At 70.4% G+C, this 12,065-nt stretch carries 13 protein-coding genes; 3 read left to right on the top strand and 10 right to left on the bottom strand.

Annotated features, from left to right (window positions below):
* Positions 1-19: 19 nt before the first annotated feature.
* Genes IM787_RS04750 through IM787_RS04760 form a run of 3 tightly spaced genes read right to left on the bottom strand, consistent with a single transcriptional unit; the run spans position 20 to position 4,827 of the window.
* On the bottom strand, positions 20-1,696 hold the full coding sequence (locus IM787_RS04750; protein ID WP_193675455.1) for a long-chain-fatty-acid--CoA ligase: 1,677 nt from the start codon (positions 1,694-1,696) through the stop codon (positions 20-22).
* A gap of 40 nt (positions 1,697-1,736) precedes the next feature.
* Positions 1,737-3,152, bottom strand: coding sequence for a Re/Si-specific NAD(P)(+) transhydrogenase subunit beta (gene pntB / locus IM787_RS04755; RefSeq protein ID WP_193675456.1), 1,416 nt, complete (start codon positions 3,150-3,152; stop codon positions 1,737-1,739).
* A 16-nt stretch (positions 3,153-3,168) separates the two neighbouring features.
* Positions 3,169-4,827 carry a Re/Si-specific NAD(P)(+) transhydrogenase subunit alpha gene (locus IM787_RS04760; protein WP_193675457.1) on the bottom strand — a complete coding sequence of 553 codons (1,659 nt, stop codon included), beginning with the start codon at positions 4,825-4,827 and terminating at the stop codon, positions 3,169-3,171.
* A gap of 155 nt (positions 4,828-4,982) precedes the next feature.
* On the opposite strand from IM787_RS04760, the gene IM787_RS04765 reads away from it, so the two are divergent.
* Both IM787_RS04765 and IM787_RS04770 read left to right on the top strand, forming a co-directional pair.
* Positions 4,983-6,104 (top strand): metallophosphoesterase, encoded by a 1,122-nt coding sequence (locus IM787_RS04765; RefSeq protein ID WP_193675458.1) that lies wholly within the window; start codon positions 4,983-4,985, stop codon positions 6,102-6,104.
* A gap of 65 nt (positions 6,105-6,169) precedes the next feature.
* A complete protein-coding gene (locus IM787_RS04770) occupies positions 6,170-6,892 on the top strand; it encodes a hypothetical protein (protein WP_193675459.1) in 723 nt (240 codons plus the stop codon).
* Here the strand turns inward: IM787_RS04770 and IM787_RS04775 are convergent.
* From IM787_RS04775 to IM787_RS04790, 4 genes are read right to left on the bottom strand one after another with little or no spacing between them, the layout of a single operon-like run.
* Positions 6,855-7,388, bottom strand: coding sequence for a hypothetical protein (locus IM787_RS04775; protein ID WP_193675460.1), 534 nt, complete (start codon positions 7,386-7,388; stop codon positions 6,855-6,857). The two genes, IM787_RS04770 and IM787_RS04775, sit on opposite strands and share 38 nt — an antisense overlap.
* Positions 7,389-7,390: 2 nt before the next feature.
* Positions 7,391-7,813, bottom strand: a complete 423-nt coding sequence (locus IM787_RS04780; protein ID WP_193675461.1) for an ExbD/TolR family protein — start codon at positions 7,811-7,813, stop codon at positions 7,391-7,393.
* 4 nt (positions 7,814-7,817) lie between these two features.
* Positions 7,818-8,243, bottom strand: coding sequence for an ExbD/TolR family protein (locus IM787_RS04785; protein ID WP_193675462.1), 426 nt, complete (start codon positions 8,241-8,243; stop codon positions 7,818-7,820).
* Entirely contained in the window at positions 8,244-9,005 is a 762-nt protein-coding gene (locus IM787_RS04790; RefSeq protein WP_193675463.1) for a MotA/TolQ/ExbB proton channel family protein, read from the bottom strand.
* A 54-nt stretch (positions 9,006-9,059) separates the two neighbouring features.
* On the opposite strand from IM787_RS04790, the gene IM787_RS04795 reads away from it, so the two are divergent.
* Positions 9,060-9,581, top strand: coding sequence for an NUDIX hydrolase (locus IM787_RS04795; RefSeq protein WP_193675464.1), 522 nt, complete (start codon positions 9,060-9,062; stop codon positions 9,579-9,581).
* A 5-nt stretch (positions 9,582-9,586) separates the two neighbouring features.
* Here the strand turns inward: IM787_RS04795 and IM787_RS04800 are convergent, their stop codons facing one another.
* From IM787_RS04800 to IM787_RS04810, 3 genes are read right to left on the bottom strand one after another with little or no spacing between them, the layout of a single operon-like run.
* Entirely contained in the window at positions 9,587-10,570 is a 984-nt protein-coding gene (locus IM787_RS04800) for a Bug family tripartite tricarboxylate transporter substrate binding protein (protein WP_193675465.1), read from the bottom strand.
* Positions 10,571-10,610: 40 nt separating this feature from the next.
* Entirely contained in the window at positions 10,611-11,366 is a 756-nt protein-coding gene (locus IM787_RS04805) for an SDR family oxidoreductase (protein WP_193675466.1), read from the bottom strand.
* A gap of 16 nt (positions 11,367-11,382) precedes the next feature.
* Positions 11,383-11,625: a hypothetical protein gene (locus IM787_RS04810; protein ID WP_193675467.1), complete on the bottom strand. Its 243-nt coding sequence runs from the start codon at positions 11,623-11,625 to the stop codon at positions 11,383-11,385.
* Positions 11,626-12,065 lie beyond the last annotated feature (440 nt).

The following is a 12,065-nucleotide window of genomic DNA, read 5'->3' on the forward strand; positions in this document are numbered from 1 at the left end:
AGGGGGAAGGAGGAGGAAACTACTTCTTGTCGCGCAGTTCGCGCCGCAGGATCTTGCCCACGGGCGTCTTCGGCATCTCGGTGCGGAACTCGACCACGCGCGGCTGCTTGTAGCCGGTGAGGTTGGCGCGGCAGTACTCCTTGACCTTCTCCTCGGTCAGGGACGCATCCTTGCGCACGATCACCAGCTTCACGGCCTCGCCGGTCTTCTCGTCCGGCACGCCGACCACGGCGCACTCCAGCACGCCGGGCAGCATGGCGACGACTTCCTCGACCTCGTTCGGGTACACGTTGAAGCCGGAGACCAGCACCATGTCCTTCTTGCGGTCGACGATCTTGAAGAAGCCGCGCTCGTCCATGATGCCGATGTCGCCGCTCTTGAAGTAGCCGTCGGCCGTCATGACCTTGGCGGTCTCGTCCGGACGCTGCCAGTAGCCCGCCATCACCTGCGGGCCCTTGATGGCGATCTCGCCCGGCTGGCCGACCTGCACCTCGTTGCCGTCGTCGTCGATGCACTTCATGGACGTGGACGGCAGCGGCACGCCGATGGTGCCGGTGAACTCGGTGCTGGTCACCGGGTTGCAGCTGGCCGAGGGCGACGTCTCCGACAGGCCGTAGCCTTCGCAGATCGGGCACTTCGTCTTCTCCAGCCACAGCCTGGCGACGGCGCCCTGCACCGCCATGCCGCCGCCGACGGAGACCTTGAGGTTGCTCCAGTCCACCTTGCCGAAATCGGGATGGTTGGCCAGGCCGTTGAAGAGCGTGTTGACGGCGGGGAAGCTGTGGAACTTGTGCTTGGAAAGCTCCTTCAGCACCGCCGGCAGGTCGCGCGGATTGGGGATCAGGATCAGCTTCCCGCCCGTGCGCATGGACAGCATCATCCCGACCGTGAAGGCGAAGATGTGGTACAGCGGCAGCGCGCAGATGCCCGTGGGCTGCTCGCTGCCGGGCACCTTGCTCATCACCGGCTGGTTCCAGGCTTCGGACTGCAGCACGTTGGCGATCACGTTGCGATGCAACAGCACCGCCCCCTTGGACACGCCGGTGGTGCCGCCGGTGTACTGCAGCACGGCGACGTCGTCGGGCTTGATCTCCGGCTTGCGCAGCGTGCCGCGCTGGCCCTGCGTGATGGCGTCGCGGAACTTCACCGCCTGGGGCAGGCTGTACGCCGGCACCATCTTCTTCACCTTGCGCACCACGTAGTTCACCAGCGAACCCTTCAGGCCGCCGAGCATGTCGCCCATGGTCGCCAGCACCACGTGCTTGACCGGCGTGTTCGCGATGCACTGCTGCAGCGTCGCCGCGAAGTTCTCGATGATGACGATCGCCTTGGACCCGGAGTCCTTCAGCTGGTGTTCCAGCTCGCGCGGGGTGTAGAGCGGGTTGACGTTGACCACGACGAACCCGGCGCGCAGGATGGCGGCCACCGCCACGGGGTACTGCGGCACGTTGGGCATCATGATCGCGACGCGGTCGCCCTTGACCAGGCCGAGCCCCTGCAGGAAGGCGGCGAAGGCGCGGCTGAGCGAATCGGTCTCGCCGAAGCTGACTTCCTTGCCCATGAACGAATAGGCCGGCCGCGCCGCGTACTTCTGGAAGCTCTCCTCCATCAGCTGCACCAGGGACTGGTACTGGGAGGGGTCGATGTCGTGCGGCACGCCTTGCGGGTAGGCGCCCAGCCAGGGGCGGTTGGTCATTCCGGGTCTCCTTCTCTGTTCTGTTCCGGTGCGCGATTCTCTATGACTTCAGCGCCGCCAGGACCTCGTCGAGCATCTTCTTGGCATCGCCGAACAGCATGCGGTTGTTGTCCTTGTAGAAGAGCGGGTTGTCCACCCCCGCATAGCCGGACGCCATGCTGCGCTTCATCACGATGGAGGTCTTGGCTTTCCAGACCTCCAGCACCGGCATGCCGGCGATCGGGCTGGACGGGTCGTCCTGCGCGGCGGGGTTCACGATGTCGTTGGCGCCGATCACCATGGCGACGTCCGTCTGCGGGAAATCCTCGTTGATCTCGTCCATCTCCAGCACGATGTCGTAGGGCACCTTGGCTTCGGCCAGCAGCACGTTCATGTGCCCGGGCATGCGGCCGGCCACCGGGTGGATGCCGAAACGCACCGTGACGCCCTGCTCGCGCAGGTGCCGGGTGATCTCGTAGACCGTGTGCTGGGCCTGGGCCACCGCCATCCCGTAGCCGGGCACGATGATCACGCTGCGGGCTTCGCGCAGCAGCTCCGCCGTCTCGACGGCGGCGATGGGCGACACCTCGCCCGCCGGCTCGCTGCCGCCGGCCGCAGCCGTCGGCGCGCCGCCACCGGTGCCGAAGCCGCCGGCGATCACGCTGAGGAAGTTGCGGTTCATCGCGCGGCACATGATGTACGACAGGATGGCGCCCGAGGAGCCGACCAGCGCGCCGACAACGATCAGCAGGTCGTTGCTCAGCATGAAGCCGGTGGCCGCGGCCGCCCAGCCCGAGTAGCTGTTGAGCATGGACACCACCACCGGCATGTCGGCGCCGCCGATGGCCATCACCATGTGGATGCCGAACAGCAGTGCGATGACGGTCATCACCAGCAGCGGCACCATGCCGGCGTCGATGCTGCCGGCGCGCAGGAACTCGCGCCCGAACCAGACCACCAGCAGCAGCCCGGCCAGGTTGATCCAGTGGCGGCCCGGCAGCAGCAGCGGCTTGCCGCCGATCTTGCCCGACAGCTTGCCGAAGGCCACGATGGACCCGGAGAAGGTCACCGCGCCGATCAGGATGCCGATGTAGATCTCCACTTCGTGGATCGTCTTCTCGGCCGGCGTCGGGAAGACGGTGGAGGTGTCCACGTAGCTGGCGAAGCCCACGAGGCAGGCCGCCAGGCCCACCAGGCTGTGCATCAGCGCGACCAGCTCGGGCATCTGCGTCATCTGCACCTTCTTCGCGGCGATGAGGCCGATGGCCGCACCGACGACGAGGGCGCCGACGATCCACGCGTAGCCGGCCGGCGTGACGCGCGGGCCCAGCACGGTGGCCAGCACGGCCACGGCCATGCCGATGATGCCGAACAGGTTGCCGCGGCGGGCCGTCTCCGGGTTGGACAGGCCCCCGAGGCTCAGGATGAACAGGATGATCGAGCCGATGTAGGCGACGGTGGCGAGGCTGGCGGTCATGGCGTCTGGGCTCTTCTTATTTGCGGAACATCGCCAGCATGCGACGGGTCACGGCGAAGCCGCCGAACATGTTGATGGCCGTCAGGGTCAGCGCCAGCACGGCCAGCACGAGGATCAGGCCCGAGGGCCGGTCGGCCGTGCCGCCGGCCAGCGGCGGGGCCACCTGGATCAGCGCGCCGATGGCGATGATCGAGGAGATCGCGTTGGTCACGCTCATCAGCGGGGTGTGCAGCGAAGGGGTCACGTTCCAGACCACCATGTAGCCGACGAAGCAGGCCAGCACGAAGACGGTGAAGTGCGCCAGGAAGCTGGCCGGTGCGAACAGGCCCACCAGCAGGAACAGCAGCGCGCCGACGCCGAACACGATGGCGAGCGTCTTCGCCGCCATCGGCTCGCCCGGTCCGTGGCCGTGCGCCTTGGGCGCCGCCGCGACCGCCGCGGGCTTCGCCGGGGGCTTGGCGGCCGGCAGCTTGGGCGGCGGGGCGGGCCAGGTGATCTCGCCTTCCTTGATCACCGTGAGGCCGCGGATCGCGTCGTCCTCCATGTTGACGTCGATGCGGCCGTCCTTGCCCTTGCACAGCTCCTCGGCCAGGCGCAGCAGGTTGTTCGAATACAGCGTGGAAGACTGCTTGGCCAGGCGGCTCACGAGGTCGGTGTAGCCGATGATCGTCACGCCGTGCTTCACCACCGCCTGCCCGGGCTCGGTCAGCTCGCAGTTGCCGCCCTGTTCGGCCGCCATGTCCACGATGACGCTGCCCGGCTTCATGGTCCGCACCATCTCGGCGGTGATCAGCTTGGGCGCGGGCTTGCCAGGGATGAGGGCCGTCGTGATGATGATGTCGGCGTCCTTCGCCTCGCGCGCATACATCTCGCGCTGGGCCTGCTGGAAGCCTTCGCTCATGACCTTGGCGTAGCCGCCGCCGCCGGAGCCCTCTTCCTCGTAGTCGACCTTCACGAATTCGCCGCCCAGGGACACCACCTGGTCCGCCACTTCGGCCCGGGTGTCGTTGGCCCGCACGATCGCGCCCAGGTTGGCCGCCGTGCCGATCGCCGCGAGGCCGGCCACGCCGGCGCCGGCGATGAACACGCGCGCCGGCGGGATCTTGCCGGCGGCCGTCACCTGGCCGTTGAAGAAGCGGCCGAAGGCGTTGGCCGCCTCGATGACGGCGCGATAGCCGCTGATGCCGGCCATCGAGGTCAGGGCATCCATCTTCTGGGCCCGCGAGAGCTGGCGCGGCAGCGCGTCGATGGCGAGCACCGTGGCGCGCCGGGCCGCCAGCTGCTGCATGAGTTCCGGGTTCTGCGCCGGCCAGACGAAGCCGACGAGCGTCGCGCCTTCACGCAATGCGTCCACCTCTGCGGGGCTCGGCGGGCGGACCTTGAACACGATGTCGCTGCGCGACCAGACCTCCGCGGCCGTCGGCACGACCTGCGCGCCGGCGGCGCGGTAGGTGTCGTCCGCGAAGTTCGCGGCATCGCCGGCGCCGCTCTCGACCGCCACGGAAAACCCCAGCTTGACCAGCTTCTGGACGACGTCGGGGACGGTGGCCACGCGCTTCTCGCCCGGGGCGGTTTCCTTCGGCACGCCGATCAGCAGGCCGGGCACGGCCACTGGCGGGGTGTCGGACGCGCGTGGTTCCGCCGCCGGGGTTCCGGCGGAGACGCCGATCTGCATGAGGCTTCTCCTCTGAGGATACGTTGATCTTGTCGCGTGCCCCTGCGCGGGACCGTTGCTGAACGCAAGCTTACATGAAAGGTTGTCGAGCTCTGCGTCACCAGGACGCAAGACACTTGCACCCGGCGCCGCCGCCCGCACCTGAAGGGACCTCCATGTCGCTCGCCACCCTCTTCGCCTTCTCCGCCGTCCTGCACCTGTACATCGGCGCGCGCCTCCTTCCCGACCTGGGCTCGACGCCGGCGGGCATCGCATTCGGGGCGGTCCTGGTCGCGTCGGCCCTGCTGGTCCCGTCGGGCATGGTGGCGCGCCGCCTGCTGCAGCCGCCGTGGACCGACCGCCTGGTGTGGGTGGGCATGGTGGCGCTGGGGCTGTTCTCCTCCCTGTTCGTCCTGACCCTCCTGCGCGACGTGTCGCTGCTGGTGGCCGGGCTCGCGGGCCTGGATTCCGCGGGCTGGCGCCGGGCCAGCGCGGCCGGCGTGCCGCTCGCGGCGCTGGCGTCGACCGCCATCGGCTTCTTCAATGCGCGACGCACGGCCGCCGTGCGGCGAGTCCGCATCCCGCTGGCGGGCCTGGACCCGCGGCTGGAAGGCCTGCGGATCGTGCAGATCTCGGACATCCACGTCGGGCCGACCATCAAGCACGGCTACCTGCAGAAGATCGTCGACCGGGTGAACGCGCTGCAGCCGGACATCGTCGCGGTCACCGGCGACCTGGTGGACGGCAGCGTGCCGGAACTGCGCGAGCACGTGGCGCCGCTGGCGCAACTGCGTGCCCGCCACGGCGTCTACTTCGTGACCGGCAACCACGAGTACTACGCCGGCGTGCACGCCTGGGTGCAGGAGGTGCAGCGCCTCGGGCTGCGCGTGCTGCACAACGAGCACGTGGTGCTGCGGCACGGCGACGCACCGCTGGTGCTGGCGGGCGTCACCGACTTCACCGGCGGGCACTTCGATGCCGGCCACCGCAGCGATCCGGAGGCCGCACTGCGCGGTGCGCCCGCGGGTGCAGCCCGCGTGCTGCTGGCGCACCAGCCACGCAGCGCAGCGGCGGCGGCGGCCGCGGGCTTCGACCTGCAGGTCTCCGGGCACACCCACGGCGGCCAGTTCTTCCCCTGGAGCTTCTTCGTGCCCCTGCAGCAGCCGTACACGGCCGGGCTGCACCAGCTCGGCCGTTTGAAGGTCTACGTCAGCCGTGGCACGGGGTATTGGGGTCCACCCAAGCGCTTCGGTGCACCATCTGAAATTTCGGAGCTGCTTCTGTCCCGCGAAGGCTGAGTCCTACAGGCCGGTGGGTGGGTGTCCGACGTGGATGAGCTAGACCGGTGCCGAACACTGACCGCATGGCACGAGCAGCTTTCCTTCCCTTCCCCCTCTCCGGAGCCGGCGCAAACAACGTCATCTACCTTGGCGCGGCGCATTGCCGCCGCAAGTTCGAGCTGTTCTATCCCGAAGGTTTCGAGGACGAGACCTACCTCGTCGCGGAGCGCGCGTACAAGGAGCGCGCCCACATCGAGTGGGAGGCCGAACTGGCGCCCGCGACCTTCCGCAAGCTGCTGGCACGCGGCGAATTCCGCGCCGTCGCGGATGCGGCCGTGCGCATCGAGTCACGCTCCAACCTGCTGTTCTCCTTCGAGCGCATGGCCCTGCGCGACGCGGTGAAGACCCCGGCCGGGGCGCGCCTGTTCGCGACCGAGCTGTATGCCTTCCTCTATGGGCACGGTTCGTCGCAGCGGCGCTTCAACGACTGGATCGAGGCGCTCGGCGACCTGCCGCAGCGCCAGAGCAAGGTGCTCACCTGGCCGGTGGCGACGGTGTTCGGTTTCATCGCGCGGCCCGACCGGCACCTGTTCTTCAAGCCCCGCGCCATGCGCAAGGCGGCCCACCTCTATGGCTACGCGCTCGACTACCGGCCGGCGCCGAGCTGGCCGCAGTACCAGGACCTGCTCACCTTCGCCGCCGTGGTGCGGCGCGACCTGGACCGCAAGCCGGGGTTCAAGGCCCGCGACATGATCGACCTGCAGTCCTTCATGTGGATCCAGGGCGCGCCGGAATACGAGACCTGAGGCAGCGCCGGGTTTCCTCGGCCATGGGCAGGAGGTTGCACAGGGCCACGGCCGCCAGGACGCCCGCGAGGTAGGCGGGCGGCCACGGCGCGGACTTCCATTTCGGGCCGAAGTCCGCCGCCCGTTCCCACCCGGTCACGGCCAGCAGCAGCAGCAGCGCGAGCGGCAGGATCTCCAGCAGGCTGTGCACCATCTGCTCGCCGGGCCGCACGTCCCGGCGCGGCACCGTGTAGCGCAGCTCGAGGAAGGTGGTCGCCTCGTGCGCGAGGAACACGCCGGCCACCAGCAGCAGCACGAAGCCGTTGGCTTCCAGCAGGCATGCGGCCAGCACCGCGACGCCGCCTTGCGCCAGCAGGACCCAATGGAACAGGTTCTCCGCCAGGCCGCTCGTGGTTTCGATGCGGGTGCGGCGATGGCACCACCAGTCGGCGAGGCCGGCCGCGATCCACAGCGGGATCACTGCATGCATCAGCAGCTGCCGGGCGGCGTCCTGCATGGCTAGCGGGCGAACTGCTCCGTCCCGACGATGCCGATCTTCTGCAGGCCCAGCCGGCGGGCGCTGGTGAGCGCCGCGGCCACCGCGTCGTAGCGGGCCTGGCGGTGCGGCCGCACGTGGATCTCCGGCGGCTCGGCCTGGGCCGCCGCCTCGCGCAGCTTCGCCTCGAGCGCGGCGCGATCGGCCAGCGGTTCGGCATTCCAGCGGAAGCGGCCGAGCGGATCGATCTCGATCTGCACCACCGCCGGCGCCTGCGGCGGCACGGGGGCGTTGCGGCCCGGCATCTCCAGGTCGACCGCGTGCATCTGGATCGGGATGGTGATGATCAGCATCACCAGCAACACCAGCAGCACGTCGACCAGCGGCGTGGTGTTGATGTCCACCATCGGTTCGGGATCGGGTTCCGTGCCGGCGCGGATGTGCATGGCGTCAGCGTCCGGGCGGTTCGGTGAGGAAACCGATGCGGGCGATGCCGGCCTGCTGCGCGGCGAGGATGACGCGGCCGACCGGCTCGTACTCCGCGCGCACGTCGCCGCGGATGTGCAGTTCGGGCTGCGGCTGCATCGCCGCCACCTTGGCCAGCAGCTCGGCCAGCCCGGAGGCGTCCGGCAGCCGCGTTTCGAACCACCAGATGCCGCCCTGCGCATCGACGGTGACAATCACGTTCTCCTGCTGCGGCTGGCGCTGCTGGTTCTGCTCGCGCGGCAGGTTCACGGCGATGGAGCTGTTCACCACCGGGATGGTGATGAGGAAGATGATCAGCAGCACCAGCATCACGTCGACCAGCGGGGTCGTGTTGATCTCCGCGATCAGCGCGTCCTCGCCTTCCTGCTGCGCGGCGTAGCGGATCGCCATCTACGCGCCCCGCCCGCCCGTGGCGAGCAGCACCGTGTGCAGGTCCGAGCCGAAGGCGCGCACCGTGTCCATGGCCACCTTGTTGCGGCGCACCAGCCAGTTGTAGCCCAGCACCGCGGGCACGGCGACCGCCAGCCCGATCGCCGTCATGATCAGTGCCTCGCCCACCGGGCCGGCGACCTTGTCGATCGACGCCTGCCCCGACGCGCCGATGCGCACGAGTGCGTTGTAGATGCCCCAGACCGTGCCGAACAGGCCCACGAAGGACGCGGTGGAACCGACGGTCGCCAGCACCGCCAGCCCTTCCTGCGTGCGGCTGTGCACGGTGCCGACCGCGCGCTCGATGCTCTGCGCCACCCAGGTGTTCAGGTCCACCTTGCCGATCAGGCCGTCGTGCTTGCGCGTCGCTTCCAGCGCCGACTCCGCGATGAAGCGATAGGGGCTGCCGGGCTGCAGGCCCTCCGCACCCTGCTGCACGCTGTCGGCCTTCCAGAAGCTGGCGTTCGCCGCCCGGCCCTGGCCGCCCATGCGCGATTGCGCCAGCAGCTTGGTGAGCAGCACGTACCAGCTGGCCAGCGACATCAGCACCAGGATCACCAGCGTCAGGCGCGAGACGATGTCGCCCTGCGCCCAGAGCGCGCCGAGGCCGTACGGGTTGGCGGGAGCGGGCGCCTGGATCGGCGGGAGGTTGGCCTGGGCGGCCGCCTGGAAGGCGGCGAGGCCGGCGAGTGCGGCAAGGAAGGCGGCGGCGGTTCGGTGCATGGAGCGTGCAGGGCCGTGAGGCCACCATTCTGCTGAGAAACAAGATAATGCACCATGGACCAGCGTTGGCGACCGAGCGTGACCGTGGCCGCCGTCATCGAGCATGGCGGCCGCTTCCTGATGATCGAGGAGGAAACCTCGGAGGGGCTGCGCATCAACAATCCCGCCGGCCACCTCGACCCGGGAGAGACGCCGGCCGAAGGCTGCGCCCGCGAGGCGTTGGAAGAGACCGCCTGGCACTTCCGGCCGACCCACCTGCTCGGCGTGTACATCTCGCGCTTCCAGCGCTCGACCACCGGCGAGGACATCACCTACCTGCGCTTCGCCTTCACCGGCGAACTGGGCGAGGAAGAGAAGGGCCGCGCGCTGGACCACGGGATCGTCCGCACGCTGTGGATGACGGCGGACGAACTGCGCGCCACCGCCGACCGCCACCGCAGCCCGCTCGTGCTGCGCTGCCTGGAGGATTACCTGGCCGGCGTGCGCCACCCCCTATCCGCCGTGTACTGCGACCCGAGCATCCGCGGGCCCGGGCTGGAGGAGCACGCGCAGCGGGGCGACGGCGAAGGGAAGTAGCGGCCTCAGTCCGCCTTGATCTGCGCGCGCCGCACGATGTCCTTCCAGATGCCCTGCTCGCGGGCGATGAAGGACGCGAATTCGCTGGAAGGCCCGCCGCCGCCCACCGCGTTGTCGGTGGCGAACCGCTCCGTCACCGCGCTGGACCGCAACGCCTTCAACGACTCCTCCTGCAGGCGCTTGACCACGTCGGGCGGCGTGCCGGCCGGCGCGAGGATGCCGTACCACTGGGAAGTCTCGAAGTCCTTGTAGCCCATCTCCTGCACGGTCGGCACGTCGGGCAGCGCGGGGATGCGCTGCTGCGTGCCGACCGCGATGGCGCGCAGCTTGCCGGCGCGGATGTGCGCGCCCAGCGCGGGCATGCCGGCCGAGGACGCCTGCGTGCGCCCGGCCAGCAGGTCGGTGAGCTGCGGGCCGGTGCCGCGGTACGGGATGTGCGTGATGAACATCCCGGTCACCAGCTTCAGGTATTCCATCGCCAGGTGGCCCGCACTCGCGTTGCCGGCCGAGCCGTAGCTCAGCTTGCCGGGGTGGGCCTTGGCGTGGGCGACGAACTCGCGGAAGTTCTTCGCCGGCACGTCGGGGTGGATCACGAAGACATTGGGCACCTTCGCCAGCAGCGTGACGGGGAGGAAGTCCTTGTTCACGTCGTAGGGCTGGTTGGCCAGCATGTACGGATTGACCGCCAGCGTGCCGACGTGGCCCAGGATGATCGTGTGCCCGTCGGGCGCGGCCTTGGCCGCTTCGGCCATCGCCACGACGCCGGCGCCGCCCGGCTTGTTCTCCACGAACACGCTCTGCCCGAGCTGCTTGCCCAGTTCGGCGGCGACCGAGCGCGCGACGATCTCCGACGTGCCGCCCGGCGCGAACGGCACGAGGAAGCGGATCGGCCGGGAGGGCCAGGCCTGCGCCCGCAGGGTGGGCAGCGCCAGGGCCGCGGCGGTGCCGGCCAGCAGCCGGCGGCGGCGCGTGGAGAAAGCGTGGGACATGCGAGGGCCTCCTTGCGGAGCCCAGCTTAGGGGGCGGGCCTCAGAACTGGTACCGGCGCAAACCCCCATCCACGGGAATGACCGCGCCCGTGATGTAGCTGGCGCGCGGCGACGCGAGGAAGGCGACCAGGTTGGCGATCTCCTCCGGCTCGCCGTACCGGCCGACCGGGATCTCGTGCTCCGACTGCCACTGGCGGTACTCGGGCGTGTAGTTGCGCAGGATCTGCTCGGAGTGGATGCGCCCCGGCGGCACGCAGTTCACCGTGACCCCGTGCTTGCCGACCATGCGCGACAGGCCCTTCGCCCAGCTGTGGATCCCCGCCTTGGCGCAGAACGCGCCGTTGACGTGCTCCGGCTCGCTCTTGCCGGTGATGTTGATGATGCGGCCCCAGCCGCGCGCGACCATGCCGTCGATGAGCGCATCGGCGACCTGGCGCGGGCGGTGGAAGTTCAGCGTCATGGCTTCCTGCCAGCGCGCCTCGTCGACGTGCAGGTCGGTGAAGCTGCGCGAGCCGCCGGCGTTGTTGACCAGGATGTCGACGCGCCCCAGGCCCTGCAGCGCCGCACCGGCCAGGGTGGCCGCGGCGTCGTCGGCATACAGGTCGCAGCCGATCACGACCGGCCGCGCGCCGCCGCGCGCCACGATGTCGGCGGCCAGCTGCTCCAGCAGATTCACGCGCCGGGCCGCGATCGCGAGCTGCACGCCTTCGGCGGCCAGCGCCAGCGCGATGCCGCGGCCGATGCCGGTGGAAGCGCCGGTCACCAGCGCGGTCTTGTCGGCGAGCTGCAGGTCCATGGTGCGTCCTTTCGGTTCAGCGCGGGCAGTTGCCGGTGATCGCGCGGCCGATCACCGAGGGTGCGTTCAGCAGGCCCCGTTCGGAACCGGGGGTACCGCCGCGCAGGCAGTCCTCGCGCGCCGCCTCCTCCATGCCCTGCTCCAACAGGTCCCTGGGCTTGCCGCGGCGCAGCTGCTCGTTCGCCATGTCGGCGAGGCTGCGGCGCTGCGTGTTCCAGGGGCCGGGCACGATCGCGCGCGGCGACGGCGGCAGGATCACGGGGGCCGGCGGAAGGGCGGGGGCCGCCGGGGGCGCGACTCCCGGGGCGCCCCAGCCCGGCGCCGCGGGGGCCGTGGAGGGTGCGGCCGTTCCCGGCGTCGTGCCGGAGGGCGCGGGAGCGGACGGGCCCGGGGCGGGGACGGAAGGGCCCGGCACCGGCAGGGGCGCCGGGGCCGCCGCGGGCGGCGCAGGAACGGCCACGGGTGCCGGCGGCGCCGCGATGGGCGCAGGCGGCGCGGGGACGGGTGCAGGCGCCGGTGGAGCGGGCACCGGAGCGGGCGCCGGCGGGGCGGGGACTGGAGCGGGCGCCGGCGGCGCCGGAACGGGGGCCGGTGCCGGCTCGGGCGCAGGCACAGGTTGGGGCGCGGGGACCGGCGCGGGTTGCGGCGCGGGCAAGGGTGCGGGTGCCGGAACGGGGACGGGCGCCGGTGCCGGCAAAG

The sequence above is a fragment of the Ramlibacter pallidus genome (genome assembly GCF_015070875.1).
GTDB lineage: Bacteria > Pseudomonadota > Gammaproteobacteria > Burkholderiales > Burkholderiaceae_C > Ramlibacter > Ramlibacter pallidus.